Annotated in this window: 10 protein-coding genes and 2 CRISPR repeat arrays; of the genes, 6 read left to right on the forward strand and 4 right to left on the reverse strand. The window is 50.0% G+C overall.

Features of this window, described 5'->3' with window-relative positions; translation table 11 throughout:
• Nucleotides 1-107: 107 nt before the first annotated feature.
• Nucleotides 108-1,412, reverse strand: coding sequence for an IS1380 family transposase (locus LDN30_RS15580; RefSeq protein WP_223928390.1), 1,305 nt, complete (start codon nt 1,410-1,412; stop codon nt 108-110).
• Between the two features lie 112 nt (nt 1,413-1,524).
• Between LDN30_RS15580 and cas5c the strand changes: the two genes are divergently transcribed.
• The 6 genes from cas5c to cas2 are packed head-to-tail and all read left to right on the forward strand — an operon-like array spanning nt 1,525 to nt 6,620.
• Entirely contained in the window at nt 1,525-1,992 is a 468-nt protein-coding gene (cas5c, locus tag LDN30_RS15585) for a type I-C CRISPR-associated protein Cas5c (RefSeq protein WP_262901952.1), read from the forward strand.
• The gene (gene cas8c / locus LDN30_RS15590) at nt 1,989-3,740 is read left to right on the forward strand and encodes a type I-C CRISPR-associated protein Cas8c/Csd1 (RefSeq protein WP_223930232.1); all 1,752 of its coding nucleotides are present in this window, start codon (nt 1,989-1,991) and stop codon (nt 3,738-3,740) included. The genes cas5c and cas8c overlap by 4 nt, the downstream gene beginning before the upstream one ends.
• A gap of 13 nt (nt 3,741-3,753) precedes the next feature.
• Nucleotides 3,754-4,641, forward strand: coding sequence for a type I-C CRISPR-associated protein Cas7/Csd2 (gene cas7c, locus LDN30_RS15595; RefSeq protein ID WP_223930233.1), 888 nt, complete (start codon nt 3,754-3,756; stop codon nt 4,639-4,641).
• A gap of 15 nt (nt 4,642-4,656) precedes the next feature.
• Nucleotides 4,657-5,322, forward strand: a complete 666-nt coding sequence (gene cas4, locus LDN30_RS15600) for a CRISPR-associated protein Cas4 (protein ID WP_223928303.1) — start codon at nt 4,657-4,659, stop codon at nt 5,320-5,322.
• Nucleotides 5,306-6,328 carry a type I-C CRISPR-associated endonuclease Cas1c gene (gene cas1c, locus LDN30_RS15605; protein ID WP_223927152.1) on the forward strand — a complete coding sequence of 341 codons (1,023 nt, stop codon included), beginning with the start codon at nt 5,306-5,308 and terminating at the stop codon, nt 6,326-6,328. Before cas4 ends, cas1c begins: the two co-directional genes overlap by 17 nt.
• Before the next feature lies 1 nt (nt 6,329).
• Nucleotides 6,330-6,620, forward strand: coding sequence for a CRISPR-associated endonuclease Cas2 (gene cas2 / locus LDN30_RS15610; RefSeq protein ID WP_223927153.1), 291 nt, complete (start codon nt 6,330-6,332; stop codon nt 6,618-6,620).
• Between the two features lie 207 nt (nt 6,621-6,827).
• Nucleotides 6,828-10,617: direct repeats of the CRISPR family, unit length 32 nt; unit sequence GTCGCGCCCCACGTGGGCGCGTGGATTGAAAC.
• Between the two features lie 90 nt (nt 10,618-10,707).
• Here cas2 and LDN30_RS15615 read toward each other — a convergent pair.
• The 3 genes from LDN30_RS15615 to LDN30_RS15625 all read right to left on the reverse strand — a co-directional run bounded on the left by LDN30_RS15615 (nt 10,708) and on the right by LDN30_RS15625 (nt 16,469).
• A complete protein-coding gene (locus tag LDN30_RS15615; protein ID WP_223925324.1) occupies nt 10,708-12,612 on the reverse strand; it encodes an IS1634 family transposase in 1,905 nt (634 codons plus the stop codon).
• 141 nt (nt 12,613-12,753) lie between these two features.
• Nucleotides 12,754-14,560: direct repeats of the CRISPR family, unit length 32 nt; unit sequence GTCGCGCCCCACGTGGGCGCGTGGATTGAAAC.
• 925 nt (nt 14,561-15,485) lie between these two features.
• Nucleotides 15,486-15,965: an SsrA-binding protein SmpB gene (smpB, locus tag LDN30_RS15620; RefSeq protein ID WP_223927154.1), complete on the reverse strand. Its 480-nt coding sequence runs from the start codon at nt 15,963-15,965 to the stop codon at nt 15,486-15,488.
• A 6-nt stretch (nt 15,966-15,971) separates the two neighbouring features.
• Nucleotides 15,972-16,469 (reverse strand): DMP19 family protein, encoded by a 498-nt coding sequence (locus tag LDN30_RS15625; RefSeq protein WP_223927155.1) that lies wholly within the window; start codon nt 16,467-16,469, stop codon nt 15,972-15,974.
• Between the last annotated feature and the right edge of the window lie 29 nt (nt 16,470-16,498).

The following is a 16,498-nucleotide window of genomic DNA, read 5'->3' on the forward strand; positions in this document are numbered from 1 at the left end:
TTCTCTTGTTCAAACTGGCTTTTTGCCATATCCTAACTGATATGAGCGTACAAAGCCCCCTTACCCCCATTAGGGATATTACATTGTTAACCTCCAAAACGTTTGGCTCATCCGTAGCTGGCGTTGAAAATGGTCCAGTAGTGCAACCATCTGTTCTTAGTGTAGATATTCAGAGTCCATTGCCTGGCGACACGGACCCATTTAGCCGGAACAACAATGAAGGCAAAGACAAAGCGCTTAAGGCGACTTTTCATGTCTATACCGGGAAAGATTGCGCTGACCTTTGACAACAAGTACTGATAGAAATTCTTCAGCATGGCGGTAAAGAGAAGGAACACCGTGTTGTCCTCCATGGTTGAGAACGGGAGATGAGCCCAACCGAAGTCGTTATTCTGAACGTCGAAATTTTTCTCGCAGGCGCCTCGCTGATTGTACTTGTCAATGACTTGTTCTTCAGTGCTGTTATGGTCGCTGGTCAGTATGGCGCGGTACATATATTCCATGCCGGGCAGGAACCGCTCTCCCTGTTCTGCGTCCATCTTGGTGCGCTGCACTACAAGCCGTAAATGCCAGTCGGAAAGGAATTCGGTGAATTCAAATGATGCGACGTCCATATCCTGGCCATTTACCGACGTGTGACGCCAATCCTTGCACTGTTCATACATCTGCCTGCGGTCAGCACAGCTGCTGGCACGGAGGTAAAACGTCTCTGTCCGAAGAAAGAGCTCCTCAACAAGTTCCTTGATGAACGAGCCGCAATCGGCACGGAACATGCGCACATAAAGTCCGTGAGCCTCGATATTGTCCAGCATGCGTGTCAGCTCTTCCACTTGCTCAAACTTGACATTCGAGTTGCCCTGCCTGTTTTCAATGCCGATTATCAGCGGACCGGATGTCATCACGCCCGGGAAGTAGCCGCGCTGTTTTTTATAGGAATACAGCGCGTCGCTTTTCTCAGCGGGGATGAACTCGTTGTCAAAGTCGACATCAATGCCCTGACCCTTTTTCATAAGGCCAAGCAGCAATGCCATGTCAAGCATCAAGGAATTTAGTTTCATGGCAGGATCATGCGCATATACGTTGCCAGCTTTACTCGTATAGGCTATACTCATGGCACTCAGCTCCTTCAGCCCACGGGCGATGGTGTCAGAACTTGGTATCCTCGCATCTGGGGCAGTGCTCAGATACTTGTTCAATATGGTTGTAATATCCTCTATGTGGTCACCGCCACAGAGATATATGCAGAATAGCGCAAGCATGATATCGCTGTACTGATAGCCATAGTTCGCACAGCGGAGATTAAGCCGCCCGTCTACCAGTTTGTCCAGTCCTGCGCGTTTAAATTCGTTCATAGCATAAAAAATTCCGCCGTAGGGGACTATGTTATCATATTTTATTGCTACTTTTGCCATGTCATTTAGAATTGAACTATTTTTGTTTTGACACCATAAAGTTAGTGAAAATTCTGCAAATGGCAAAACTCTGGGGAACTTATTGTTCCTCAGAGACTTATAAAAAATATTAATAAAGAATTACGCAATTAGTTGCGGAATTAAGGATAATAAAGGTAAACTCGTCAATCGCCAGCAGAAGAACACTTTGGCCCTGCGTGACGTACGTTATCGTATTTGGGCAAAATTAGTGTTCATTCCTGTGAAAGACCGCCCAAAAGGAGCGTTTGCCAAACATCAGCCAGGCGACGATGAGAACCCTATGAAATACTATAAGATGTTTGAGCGGCGAGCCAGTCAGGGGCAGTGTTTCACACAGCCTTATTTAGGCACACGCGAGTTTGCAGCTTCTTGGAGAATGGTCGACACTGAGAAAGCCCCTCTCACCCCAGCAATCTCGGAGACCAAGGATCTGGGCATTATGCTTTACGACATGGACTATTCCAACCCGAAAGACATTCAGGCCATGTTCTACCGTCCTCAAATGAATAATGGGGTCATTATTGTTCCACCTTTTAATAGTGAGGAGATTCTGCGATGATACTGAAAGCACTTTACGATTATTATAATAGGTGTGGCGACTTGGCTCCCACAGGCATGGAATACAAGGAAATTTCTTTTCTTGTCGTTATTGACGAGAAGGGCAATTTCAAGCGTTTAGAGCAGCGAGGCGACGATAAGAACGGACAAAAGTTCCTGGTGATGAAAGGTGTCCGTTCTGGGAAGACCCCCAAGCCCTATCTTTTCTGGGATAACGTGGAATATGTCTTCGACTATTGTAAGGAACAAGCAGACGTACAAGAGGAAGCTGATGAGGCTGCTAAGAAGAAGTTAGAAGAAGAGATAGCCAAGACGCATGCCAAGAACGTTGCACTGATTGAAAAAATCAAGGAAGTAGCAAATCTTTTCCCCGAAGAAAAAGAGCTGAGGGCAGTCTGTGACTTTTATGATAAAGGAGGACTGGATGCCGTAAGGGAAGACTCTCTCTGGCCTAACGTGGAAAAGAGATCTACTGTGAACGTCTCATTTTTGATAGAGGGTCATACAAAAATTGTGGCAGAGAATCCATGCCTCCGTAGCCTCGCCGAGTCATCCAACCAAGGAAAGAAGCATAAGCAATCAGTTTGTTTGATAACGGGTGAGGAATGTGACCCTGTTGCAACAACGACACCAACTGCTATAGCCGGGGGGAATCCGTCAGGTAGTAGGCTCGTGGCTTTTCAAACTAATAAAGGTTACGACTCTTATGGAAAATCGCAATGTCTGAATGCTCCCATGTCCAAAGATGCTGAGGCTGCTTTCACCACAGCACTTAACCGTATGCTGGCAAAAGGTTCTCACAACAAATTCAAGTTAGGAAATCGCACCTTCGTATTCTGGGCCTCATCCGACGATGAAGCTTCTCGGAAAATGGAGGATGGCCTTTTTGATTTATTGGGGTTCACCGACGAAAGAGATGATGACCCTAATGCAAAAATTGAAGAAGTGCGAAAAGTGTTCAAGGCCATTTCGTCAGGCTCGTTAAAGACAAACTTGGACGATCGTTTCTATATCCTTGGTCTCGCTCCCAATGTAGCACGTATCGCTGTGGTTTATTGGTCAGAGACTTCGTTGAATGAGTTCGCCACGAATATAGAACGGCACTTCTCTGACATGGAGATAGTGGACAACCGCAAAGAACCAAAGCCCTACATGGGGCTGCGCAATATGCTGTCAGCCGTGACGTTGTCCGGCTCGAATGTTACTCCCAATTTGCCTGAGGCGGTTGCGAAGAGCATTTTCTTGGGTATTCCCTACCCCTATACCCTCTTCAGCTCTTGCATCCGACGCATCAGGGCAGAAAGCGGCGACATACGCATCACACGAGCCGCCATTATGAAAGCTTATTTAAATCGACTCAATGATAATAACCAAAAAAAGATAACCATTATGTTAGACAAACAAAACCTCAACCCCGGCTACCTCTGTGGCCGTCTGTTTGCTGTCCTGGAGGGGCTTCAGTTTGCGGCAAACGGGCAAGACACCATCCGTGCAAGCTATATGAACGCTGCATCTTCTACACCTTCTGCTGTGTTCCCAACCATTCTCAAGCTGTCGAATAGCCACTACAGCAAATTGGCAAAAGACAAAAAAGGTCTTGCCATCTTCTTTGACAATCAGAAGAAAGAGATTATGGCAATGATACAAGATTTCCCTGATACTCTTGAGTTGGGTGACCAGGGACGGTTCTTCCTTGGCTATTACCATCAGAAGAACGAAAAGGCTAATAAAGAAACAGATCAACTTTAAACTATAGAAAAATATGTCAGAGCTAAAAAACAGAATTGATTTCGTGTACATCTTTGATGTGCAGGATGGTAATCCCAATGGTGACCCTGATGCCGGCAACCTTCCTCGTGTGGATGCCGAGACTGGTATGGGACTGGTTACCGACGTGTGCTTGAAGCGCAAAGTGCGCAACTATATCCAAGTAGCAAAAGAAGGACAGCCGGGATATGGCATACTGGTCAGATCAAAAGAAATTTCCGGTGAGGAGGTCTTTATCAATAGAGAAATACGTAAGATGTATGCAGAAGACCTTGGCATAGACCTTAAGATAAAGGACAAAGCTCCCACCGACAAGGTTGCCAGCGGGCGTGATGCTATGTGCAAGCGTTTCTACGATGTCAGAACATTTGGGGCAGTTCTTTCCACTGGCCCTAATGCAGGACAAGTAAGAGGACCTATACAGATGACCTTTGCCCGGTCTGTTGACCCTATAGTTTCAGAAGAGCATGCGCTGACAGTATGTGCCGCACGCGATGAAACGAAATCATATGACTCGCAGGTAGGCATTCAGGGCCGCAAGTCTACTGTTCCCTATGGTCTCTATGTCTGTCATGGTTTCGTCTCGGCCAATCTGGCTAAACAGACGGGCTTTTCAGAGGAGGACCTCCAGCTCTTCTTCGAGGCATTGAAAAACATGTTCGACGTAGATCGTTCGGCGGCAAGAGGCCTAATGAGCGCACGGAGGCTGATTGTGTTCAAGCATAACAGCCTCTTAGGTGCAGCCCCAGCCAACCAACTCTTCGATCTCGTCCATGTAAAGAAACGCGACGAGAAAAACGTGCCGCGTAGTTTTTCCGACTATGAGGTCACCATCGATAAAGAGAAAATGCCTAAGGGCGTAGAACTGATCGAGGAAATCTAATCTCTGATTATGACTCTGTACGACGACGAAGATATGCTCATGCTGTCGGGGATACAACATTACATGTTCTGTCCCCGGCAGTGGGGCTTGATTCACATGGAACAGCTATGGGACGACAACCGTCTGACGGTTGAGGGCTCGTTGTTGCATAAGCGTGTTGACAATCCTTTTTATCGGGAGAAAAATGGAGACACTATAACCCTTCGTCGTGTAGCATTGGCCTCAAAACGGCTGGGGCTCTACGGTTATTCTGACGCTATAGAATTGCATGCTGCCGACACTGACAACAGTATCACAAACGACAGATACCCAGGACGTTGGATACCATATCCCGTTGAATACAAGCATGGGCGTCATAAGAAGAATCCATGTGACGAAGTTCAACTCGCGGCACAGGTAATGTGTCTTGAGGAAATGTACGATATCAGTCTGGATAGTGCTGCTCTTTTTTATTGGGAAACAGAGCAACGCGAGGAAATTGTCATCAACGAGGACCTCCGCCAACTTGTCGTGACCATCTCTCAGGCCATGCATGAAATGATGCAAAAGAGGACATTACCACCGGCTGAACCCACAAATCATTGCAGGTCATGCTCTTTGAAAGACATTTGCCTGCCAGATATTTCCCTAAAAGATGCCAAGACTTACTTAAAACGAAATCTCTATGAGGAAGATGCTTAACACCCTGTATGTGATGACACCACAGTCCTATCTCACTAAGGATGGCGAAGATATTGTCATCTCCGTAAAACAACAAGAGACTTTCCGCATCCCTGTTATTAATATAGAGCAAATTGTAATGTTCAGTTATATGGGGGCAAGTCCAGGAGCCATGAAACTTTGTTGTGACCACGGAGTCTCTCTAACCTTCTTATCCCCTAACGGCAGGTTTATAAGTCGCTGCGATGGTCCTGTTCATGGGAATGTACTATTAAGGAAAGCGCAATACAAGGCATCAGAGGACGAAAGCATAAGCCACAATCTGAACAAACTCTTTATCAGTGGGAAGATACGCAATTACCAAAGCATCGTGTCCCGGTTTACCAGAGATTATGGCATGACAGACGAATTACAAACAGCAATAAAAAAACTTAACGAATACAAACGCCTTGCCCTACAATCGGATAATGACGCATCATTGCGTGGCGTAGAAGGAGAAGCTGCAAGTACCTATTTCGGTATTTTCCCGTCTTTGATCGTCCAGCAAAATTCAGATTTCCCTTTTCACGGAAGAAACCGTCGTCCACCCAAGGACGCTGTAAATGCAATGCTGTCTTTTGCCTACACACTCATATGCAATGACGTCGTAGCAGCATTGGATACCGTAGGCCTTGATCCTTATGTAGGATTTTTTCATACCCTGCGGCCAGGCCGACCCTCATTGGCCTTGGACATGATGGAAGAACTCAGAGCTTATCTCGGAGACCGTTTCGTCTTGTCCTTAATAAACCGACGGCAGGTGTCAAAGAATGATTTCAAGGCTCAAGGGGAAGAAGGTATCATCATGACAGACAACTGTCGAAGAAACTTTATTAAAGCATGGCAAAGTAGAAAAAGAGATCTGATTACCCACCCTTTCCTCGGAGACAAAATAGAGTTAGGACTCTTGCCATACGCTCAAGCCATGTTACTGGCACGTTACCTAAGAAATGACATTAACGATTATCCTGTTTTCTTGATTAAATAATATGTTCGTACTGGTTACTTATGATGTGAATATCACATCGCCTTTAGGACAAAACCGACTCAGACAGGTTGCTAAAACATGTCTTAACTACGGAAAGCGCGTTCAAAATTCTGTATTCGAATGCGTCCTGACTGAAGCTCAATTTGTACTGCTAAAGGATAAGCTGTCTGAAATAATAAGTCAATCGGATGACAGCATTTGTTTCTATAAATTAGGTAACAATTGGAAAAGACATGTAGAAAGAATCGGCAAGGACACGTCAGTCGATGTGACTGACGTCTTAATATTATAATGCACTTCACCCATACTTACTCTCAGAATGATTTCGTTTATGCGAACCCTAACCGTTGCACTAAAAGCAGGAATTTTCGCAGAGACTAATACACAGGCAGTTAAGCTTTTTGAAAGGACAATATGCATTTAAATAGCTATGCTTTTCGCCATGTTCGCAAAATATAGTAACTTTGCCTCTGATTATTAGGCAATTGTCTAATAAGCGGTCGCGCCCCACGTGGGCGCGTGGATTGAAACTGTCATGAATACCTTTTCGCCACGTTTCAATCGGGTCGCGCCCCACGTGGGCGCGTGGATTGAAACATTTATGTCAAAAAACAACATCCCGCCTCTTTTGTCGCGCCCCACGTGGGCGCGTGGATTGAAACTATCGGTCAGCCCTCTGTTGGTTCATATCAATGTCGCGCCCCACGTGGGCGCGTGGATTGAAACCGACTATTTCAATCCGTTATATCAGCGACTTGGACGTCGCGCCCCACGTGGGCGCGTGGATTGAAACGTATTCTCTTGATGACCTCGGCACGTCCGCACCTGTCGCGCCCCACGTGGGCGCGTGGATTGAAACCGGGACACCTATCATATTAATGTCGACGCAGCCCGTCGCGCCCCACGTGGGCGCGTGGATTGAAACTTGATGATCTCGGAGGTAACGCACTTGTCGGTGCGTCGCGCCCCACGTGGGCGCGTGGATTGAAACTGCTGCCGTTGCATCATATGTTAGTAGCTACGGTCGCGCCCCACGTGGGCGCGTGGATTGAAACCTTTTTGACGACCCGAACCTTTGTACGTCATTGTGTCGCGCCCCACGTGGGCGCGTGGATTGAAACCGAAGAACCCTGCTACTGGTGTTCGTGATGACCTGTCGCGCCCCACGTGGGCGCGTGGATTGAAACATGATACGTATCACGTTAATGTCGATGCAGCCCAGTCGCGCCCCACGTGGGCGCGTGGATTGAAACTTCACCGTGGCTTATGTAAGTCCGTTGAAAGTGGTGTCGCGCCCCACGTGGGCGCGTGGATTGAAACCTATGTAGCTGTGATAGTCCTGACTCTGTGTCTAGTCGCGCCCCACGTGGGCGCGTGGATTGAAACTAATCACTGGTTGCCTACCGTTCATACTTTCAAAGTCGCGCCCCACGTGGGCGCGTGGATTGAAACTCCCCGTCCGTTTTATCGGGCTTATGGGCGTGGTGTCGCGCCCCACGTGGGCGCGTGGATTGAAACCTCCTGCGTCAAGAAGGCATTATCCCGGTGGTCCGTCGCGCCCCACGTGGGCGCGTGGATTGAAACCAACAGTGAAGTGAGTAATCTAATAGGCACGAATGGTCGCGCCCCACGTGGGCGCGTGGATTGAAACAACATTTCCACCTCTGCCAGTCCACTGGCTTCACGTCGCGCCCCACGTGGGCGCGTGGATTGAAACACGCTGTCAAAGAGATTATTAATACGTTTCACAGTCGCGCCCCACGTGGGCGCGTGGATTGAAACAGCGAAGCAGGACATATTACAAGCACTGGCCACGGTCGCGCCCCACGTGGGCGCGTGGATTGAAACTTAGCCAGTTCGAAGCAGGCATTGCGTGCGTAGATGTCGCGCCCCACGTGGGCGCGTGGATTGAAACAGGATAACGGATATTGTCGATTAAGTGAGTATAATGTCGCGCCCCACGTGGGCGCGTGGATTGAAACACTACGTGCTGTCGATGCAATTTGTTGAGCGCATGTCGCGCCCCACGTGGGCGCGTGGATTGAAACAAGGGAACAGAAAAGACCGTTGCCGACTTGTCCGTCGCGCCCCACGTGGGCGCGTGGATTGAAACAGTCCACACCTATTTTGTCACATAGACCCCCCAAAGTCGCGCCCCACGTGGGCGCGTGGATTGAAACTACGCTGCGCTGCGCTTGCGTCCTCAGCCACTAAGTCGCGCCCCACGTGGGCGCGTGGATTGAAACTTTGCTAAATAGTTTTGGTATATACTTAAATTATAGTCGCGCCCCACGTGGGCGCGTGGATTGAAACAATTCGAATTTAAGATTGTTCTCAGCCATAAAGTGTCGCGCCCCACGTGGGCGCGTGGATTGAAACCTCTATCAGCGGCTCCATACGTCCCGCCGCCCAGGTCGCGCCCCACGTGGGCGCGTGGATTGAAACTTTGAATGGGCGTGTCACTGGGCTGTGCACTGTGGTCGCGCCCCACGTGGGCGCGTGGATTGAAACTGACAGAGCTGCAGAGGCCATCGAGAATCACATGTCGCGCCCCACGTGGGCGCGTGGATTGAAACACTCCTTGCTGGTCTTGATACTCTCCATAATGGAGTCGCGCCCCACGTGGGCGCGTGGATTGAAACCTGTGTGCTCTGTCCTCTGCCTGGCAACAATCAGGTCGCGCCCCACGTGGGCGCGTGGATTGAAACTTCCTGGGCCTCGGCTATTTCCTGCTTCTTCACAGTCGCGCCCCACGTGGGCGCGTGGATTGAAACCGGATAATTGGGATAGCCGTAGCCAACACCCCAACGTCGCGCCCCACGTGGGCGCGTGGATTGAAACCGCATCCGGCTGGAGGCTATCGAACTCTACGAATGTCGCGCCCCACGTGGGCGCGTGGATTGAAACAGTAGCTCAACTGGATAGAGCAACTGCCTTCTAAGTCGCGCCCCACGTGGGCGCGTGGATTGAAACCTGAAAGAGTTGCGACCGAGGATGGAGAGATGGCGTCGCGCCCCACGTGGGCGCGTGGATTGAAACACAAAGGAACGTAGTTTAACGAAGAAAGACTGCGGTCGCGCCCCACGTGGGCGCGTGGATTGAAACATTAATACGTATAATTATGATTACAACTAATGACGTCGCGCCCCACGTGGGCGCGTGGATTGAAACAACTTAGAGCTGTCTACGCTTGTGCGTGTAGTCGGTCGCGCCCCACGTGGGCGCGTGGATTGAAACCTTAATATGGCTTGATTTGTTAGCACCTCCGCAGGTCGCGCCCCACGTGGGCGCGTGGATTGAAACAATTATCTAAAGATTATGCGCCGACATGCTGAGTCGCGCCCCACGTGGGCGCGTGGATTGAAACTTAAACTCACGTCTCCAGTTCTCTTTCAGCGAAGTCGCGCCCCACGTGGGCGCGTGGATTGAAACCCTTTAGTATGCGTAGTAAGTAACCTTGATACCGTCGCGCCCCACGTGGGCGCGTGGATTGAAACTTTGAATGGGCGTGTCACTGGGCTGTGCACTGTGTCGCGCCCCACGTGGGCGCGTGGATTGAAACTTTTCCTCTGCGTCTATATAAGACTGCATCGTATCGTCGCGCCCCACGTGGGCGCGTGGATTGAAACCTGAAAGAGTTGCGACCGAGGATGGAGAGATGGCGTCGCGCCCCACGTGGGCGCGTGGATTGAAACATAAAGGAACGCTACACAGGCAAGGACAAGGACGTCGCGCCCCACGTGGGCGCGTGGATTGAAACATGTCAGACATGCAGCAGACATAACGAGAGGGGGTCGCGCCCCACGTGGGCGCGTGGATTGAAACTTGTTTCTCCGTTAATTACGACGGTTCACTTCTGTCGCGCCCCACGTGGGCGCGTGGATTGAAACCGCCATAGGAACTTGACTTAATTTTTTGGAAAGAGTCGCGCCCCACGTGGGCGCGTGGATTGAAACAAAAGGTCAAGACCATAGTTACGATACCGAGGTTGTGTCGCGCCCCACGTGGGCGCGTGGATTGAAACTGTACTGAATCTTCTAATTGGTCACAAGTGGCGTCGCGCCTCACGTGGGCGCGTGGATTGAAACTGCGTCAACTAAGATTCTCTACCCCCGAGCGGAGACGTCGCGCCCCACGTGGGCGCGTGGATTGAAACAAATCACGGAACGCACCCACCTTTAGGTTTGGCAGTCGCGCCCCACGTGGGCGCGTGGATTGAAACCTCGACCTTCCTGTGTGTTTCCTTTGGCTCGTACAGTCGCGCCCCACGTGGGCGCGTGGATTGAAACAGCCCCTCTATATGTATGAACTTAACCCAACTTTGACATCGTATTTTGCTTAGTTGTTCTGTATCAGCAATTTAGTGTTTTTAAAAAGTCCTACTGTGTTCTACAGATTTTTATTTTTTTAAATGGCACTTTACTGATTTTCAACAACTCGTAGATTTCAGCTGCACTATCTGTAGGCACACTGCACAGTCTGGTCTCGACAGCCTCTCCAAGCGCATTTACTGCTGTGGTAGTAACTGCTTTTTGAGTCTTCATGATCCGCATGATCTCCGACCAGTACGGTGTCGAACGCTCCCGCCCATGCTCATCCTTGCCTTGCTTTCGCCGGGCAACCTTCATCTGATGGCGCACGGTGTTTACTATCCAGTAAGCCAGCAGCCCTAAGAAAAGGTGTGCGTCTGCCCTATTGTCAGTCTGGTGGTATATGGGCCTGAGGCTGAGGTCGGTTTTGAGCTGCCGGTTGGAGCATTCTATTTCACGTATAAGATTATAGTAGTTCCAGGTCGTTTCCTCATCTAATTTCTTCACATTGGTTCTGAGGAAGTATGTTCCGTATTCCACCTTGTCCGGGATGTTGACCTCCCATGTCATAGAAGCGACTTTGTCGTGTCCGTCATCCTCAACTTTTATATTGTAATATCGGCTTATAGAGGGATATTTTCCTTGCAGGGCACCGATCCTGTTTTGTACCTTGCCGTAGTTTTTTATCCCGTGTTTTGATTGGGTACTCTTTCTGATTTTTTTCAACCCTTCCTCAAAACGCTCACGGAATTTGCGGTTCATGGATTCTTCCTTCAACGCTTTTGCAGGAGAGTCTATTTTGAGGTAACAGTCGTCATTCTTGGCCGTTGTTACGCGTTGAAGCGTTATCTCGCGCTTCAAGCAATCGCAAACTGTGACTTTGGGAGCATTCTCGGGGGTGGTGTATTCGGTAAGAGCTTTGCGGGATACACAAAGATAGTTGTATCCTTTGTCCCTTATAGTCTTGAGGTTATCTTCAGTTGAGATACCTGCGTCAATGACTACAAGCACTCCCTCGTTATCGGGACATTTGGCCGGATTCTCAGCAATAAGCTCGTCCACCATGTTGGGAAGTGACTTTGGATCGGCGGTATTGCCTTCCAGTACCGCACTGTAACGTATGAAGCCGTCAGTATTGATGCATAGCGCGAGGACAAGCAGCTTGCAGTCGCTGCGTTTCTCCTTTGAACGGCCAAAGGCAGCCTTCTTGCTGCCGGTCTTGCGTCCCTCAAAATAAAAGTTGGTGAGATCGAAGAGCATAATGCGGTTGGTCGGTTTGAAGAGGTCATCGGTCTTGTGGCAAAGATACTTCTCAAGCTTATCCTTTATGGAATAAAGGTCATCGGCAACTCGATATATCCTCCTTGGAGTTATTTTGGCCATAGGAAGGTCAAGGAGTTCGCACACTGCAGAGTTCTCTTTTATAATGGATATTGACTTTAATTCGGACGGAGTATAGGCCGCCCTCGTAATAAGATGGGCCAAAGTGACCTTCACCTTGTCCTCAGACCATCCCAAAGAACGGAGAAATGTATCCAGACCAAGTTTACGAATCGTTTGCAGGCATAGCCATTCGCAGCCGACTTCCCTTGCGTCTGTATGCCTCATAGTGTCAACATCTATCCGTTTCCTGGCCTTGGACTTGCTTCTCTCGTAGGCGTTGCCCACAATATCAAGTTTTTCCTCCTCGACAAGTCTGGCCCAGTACGCATGCACTCTGTCACGAACCACTTCCGAGTAACCTTGCAGTTTCTCATCCCAAAGTTGGACATCCTTCTGGTGATTGTACAGATACGTCAGTCCACGCGCAACATCTCTTATCTGCTCTGGGGATAGGTCATGTATAAACCCGACATTGAGCAATATCAAAGTACATACCCTACCGCTGGCATCGCGATAGGACTCCTTCAGACGGTAATACTTCTCGTCTTTACACGTCTGTGGGTTGTAACGTATTTGGGACGTAAAATTCATGCCGCAAAGATAAGCAATCCCTACGACATTGCTGTGTTCTACATTGCGATTTTGAGCAGTTTGACCACGCAAACCCCTATAAACACTGGAAAAAATTCTGAAAAAAAACATTAGAGCGTCAAACTTGGGTTAACACTAATTGTCGCGCCCCACGTGGGCGCGTGGATTGAAACACGTTGGTAATTTCGTTGACGATACCGTTGGATGTCGCGCCCCACGTGGGCGCGTGGATTGAAACCGTGATACCTATCATATCAATGTCGACGCAGCTCGTCGCGCCCCACGTGGGCGCGTGGATTGAAACCCTTAATTTAACGTTATGAAACAGATTGATTATAAGTCGCGCCCCACGTGGGCGCGTGGATTGAAACTACAGTTGCTAATTCTATATTCGCAGGTCTGCAGAGTCGCGCCCCACGTGGGCGCGTGGATTGAAACTTGCAAACAATCATCTCGCAACCGTACATCCTCCGTCGCGCCCCACGTGGGCGCGTGGATTGAAACCTCAGTCTTTAAGATAGATTCTATTGAGCGAGTGTCGCGCCCCACGTGGGCGCGTGGATTGAAACCGTGACTTTGTCTATGATTGCTGGTCGTTGCGAGTCGCGCCCCACGTGGGCGCGTGGATTGAAACTCATTCCGCAATGTCGACTTTACCAATTTTACAGTCGCGCCCCACGTGGGCGCGTGGATTGAAACATAGTTCAGATGAACGACTATCGTTCATCGCTAGTCGCGCCCCACGTGGGCGCGTGGATTGAAACTCAATTCTATCGGTCAGCCAAGTGTTGGTACTTATGTCGCGCCCCACGTGGGCGCGTGGATTGAAACCGACTATTTTAACCCGCTCTATCAGCGACTCGGGTCGCGCCCCACGTGGGCGCGTGGATTGAAACTCAATCTCACTCTGGTTATCGTTCTACCCCCCTGTCGCGCCCCACGTGGGCGCGTGGATTGAAACTTTACCTGATTATGCTGTAAACCTTTTTCGGCTTGGTCGCGCCCCACGTGGGCGCGTGGATTGAAACAGACTCGAGAAGAAATCAAGAACGTTGCTGAAGAGTCGCGCCCCACGTGGGCGCGTGGATTGAAACTAATCTTCCTTACATACTTACGCTCCGTCCGTGGCGTCGCGCCCCACGTGGGCGCGTGGATTGAAACAGATTCCAAAGGCGCATTTGTTTCTTCTGCCTTTCGTCGCGCCCCACGTGGGCGCGTGGATTGAAACGTACTAAACGAGATGATTTTAGCGTTCGTGTATGTCGCGCCCCACGTGGGCGCGTGGATTGAAACTGCAGTCTTGTGGAAAGTATCGCCATAATGACCGTCGCGCCCCACGTGGGCGCGTGGATTGAAACAATCTTCGCAGGACTGCAGACACGAGAGCAAAGTCGCGCCCCACGTGGGCGCGTGGATTGAAACCCTGTCCTTTAACGACAACAAAAAGCGGTGCAAGTCGCGCCCCACGTGGGCGCGTGGATTGAAACAGACCTCAATAATGTTTGCATTATGACGCAGTGGCCGTCGCGCCCCACGTGGGCGCGTGGATTGAAACTGCAAAGCGAGCGTCAGGATTTCGGAACTTACGAGTCGCGCCCCACGTGGGCGCGTGGATTGAAACTACCATCAACAACAGCTATTTTGTGAATCATAAAGTCGCGCCCCACGTGGGCGCGTGGATTGAAACAACCGTCTCAAAGCATCCACAAATCTCCCTACGGTCGCGCCCCACGTGGGCGCGTGGATTGAAACATTTTTCAGACAAAAGTGCCTACCTTTGCAGCGTCGCGCCCCACGTGGGCGCGTGGATTGAAACTTGTCCGAGTCGCTAAATTGTCCGGGCTTGCCAGTCGCGCCCCACGTGGGCGCGTGGATTGAAACTTTTCCGCAAAGATAGTCTATATCATGTGTTGTGAGTCGCGCCCCACGTGGGCGCATGGATTGAGACCACCTACACTCAGATTCTTGAAAGATAGAAGATTTTGTATGTGCGTGCAGAATACTATAGGAATCCCTCGCACAAGCCTCAAGGCTGCAAGGAACAGGCAAATCCTTTGCGGAATCTTTGCGACCTTTGCGACTTGGCGAGATTTTTTCGGAGCAAGAGGATGGGGATATAACAAATCTTTGCAACCTTTGCGACTTGGCGAGGGTTATTCGTGGTAAGGGGATGGGGATAGAACAAATCTTTTACGGCCTTTGCGACTTGGCGAGGGTTATTCGTGGTAAGGGGATGGGGATAGAACAAATCTTTTACGGCCTTTGCGACTTGGCGGGATTTTTCGTGGTAAGGGAATGGGGATAGAACGAATCTTTGCGACCTCTGCGACTTGGCGGGATTTTTCGAGGCAAGGGGATGAGGATAGAACAAATCTTAGCGAGCGTGGAGCTTGGCGAGGGGGCTTTCGTGGCTGGAGGACGGTGATAGACGCAGTGAAAGGGTATTATTCAAGAGGCGTTCGTTTTGTAAAACAAATTCAAATCAGGAGGGGATGAAAATCGAGTCGTATAACAATCAGATAATCAGCCGATTACAAAACATGCCATTTTACATTCCAAAACGGACCGTTTCGCATTGCAAAACGGTCCGTTTCAGCTCGCAAAACCTACCGTTTTAGAAGCCAAAACGATAGGTATTGTTTTGGAGTAAAGATTTTTCGTAGTTATCGGAGGCTTGGCGGGGCTATCGTTTGCTATAGATTCAGTAGTTTCTATAGATTCTATAGTGTCTATAGCGTCTATAGCGTCTATAGCGTCTATAGCGTACTATAGCTTCCGATTTCCCTATGGTCGCCTATAGTTTCCTATAGCTCCAATGGCCGCTAAAGCCCCATTTCCTTTGGCGGGAGCGGCTCGCGGCCAACGGCTCACGGCTAATAGTGCTTCATCACCCGGTCGATGGACCGCTTGTCCTCCTTCTCCTTTATCGACTGGCGCTTGTCGTATTCCTTCTTACCACGGGCCAGGGCGATGTCCATCTTGGCGCGGCCATGCTCGTCGATGAACACGAGGAGCGGGACGATGGTGAGGCCGGGGTTCTTGATCTCCTCCTGGAGCTTGCGTATCTCGCGCTTCGTGAGGAGCAGTTTGCGGTCGCGACGCGCCGGATGGTTGGAGAACGAGCCGTAGAAGTAGGGGCTGATGTTCATGCCCTGGACCCATATCTCGCCCTTGTCGATATAACAGAACGAGTCGACGAGCGATGCCTTGCCGGCACGGATCGACTTTATCTCCGTTCCGCTGAGCACCATGCCGGCGGTAAACGTGTCGAGGAAGGTATAGAGGAACGATGCTTTCTTGTTGCGAATCTGCACCGGACTCTTCTTGCGTATTTCTTTTTCTTGTTGATTCATAAGCTGTTACTGAATGAAATTGTCGATATGGTCGTCGATATAGGCGGCAACCTGCGCCTGCCAGTGCTCCTCGTTGACAACGAATTCGTCGTCGTAGTCGTCGAACTCCGGCATCTGCTCGTAGAGGGCCATAAACTCCTCGTCGCTCATCTCGCGCTCTATCTGACCGTGGTATTTGTCGTAGACCTTCTTGCAGTGGCGCAGATGGCTGTAGAGGTCGGTGAGTCCCCACTCCCTGACAGCGACGGCAAAGGGATTCTTGAAAATGAACTCGCCGTAGCCATTGTATATCAGCTGCACGTAGCCGCCATCCATGACCTCGTCGTGGAGGTAGCTCCAGCCTAAGAGCGTTATCTGGTCGGAGGTGAGGAGCGGCATCGTCGCCGCCGTGAGCTGACCGCCGATAGCCCCGTTGATGGCATCAACGAAGGTCGTGACGAACAAGTCCATGTCGTCGTTGGCGGCAGCCTGTCTGAGTTTGTTATCGTCGACTGTTATCTTCATCGTTCAAATAATTATTTTTGCAAAGGTAG

Origin of the sequence: Prevotella lacticifex (genome assembly GCF_019973375.1) — a bacterium.
Classification (GTDB): Bacteria; Bacteroidota; Bacteroidia; order Bacteroidales; family Bacteroidaceae; genus Prevotella; species Prevotella lacticifex.

What these genes read in the sequence shown, in the direction of transcription:
- cas8c (WP_223930232.1), top strand. Translation starts at nt 1,989, where the DNA reads ATGATACTGAAAGCACTTTACGATTATTATAATAGGTGTGGCGACTTG.
- LDN30_RS15615 (WP_223925324.1), bottom strand. Translation starts at nt 12,612, where the DNA reads ATGAATTTTACGTCCCAAATACGTTACAACCCACAGACGTGTAAAGAC.
- LDN30_RS15580 (WP_223928390.1), bottom strand. Translation starts at nt 1,412, where the DNA reads ATGGCAAAAGTAGCAATAAAATATGATAACATAGTCCCCTACGGCGGA.
- LDN30_RS15625 (WP_223927155.1), bottom strand. Translation starts at nt 16,469, where the DNA reads ATGAAGATAACAGTCGACGATAACAAACTCAGACAGGCTGCCGCCAAC.
- cas7c (WP_223930233.1), top strand. Translation starts at nt 3,754, where the DNA reads ATGTCAGAGCTAAAAAACAGAATTGATTTCGTGTACATCTTTGATGTG.
- cas2 (WP_223927153.1), top strand. Translation starts at nt 6,330, where the DNA reads ATGTTCGTACTGGTTACTTATGATGTGAATATCACATCGCCTTTAGGA.
- cas1c (WP_223927152.1), top strand. Translation starts at nt 5,306, where the DNA reads ATGAGGAAGATGCTTAACACCCTGTATGTGATGACACCACAGTCCTAT.
- smpB (WP_223927154.1), bottom strand. Translation starts at nt 15,965, where the DNA reads ATGAATCAACAAGAAAAAGAAATACGCAAGAAGAGTCCGGTGCAGATT.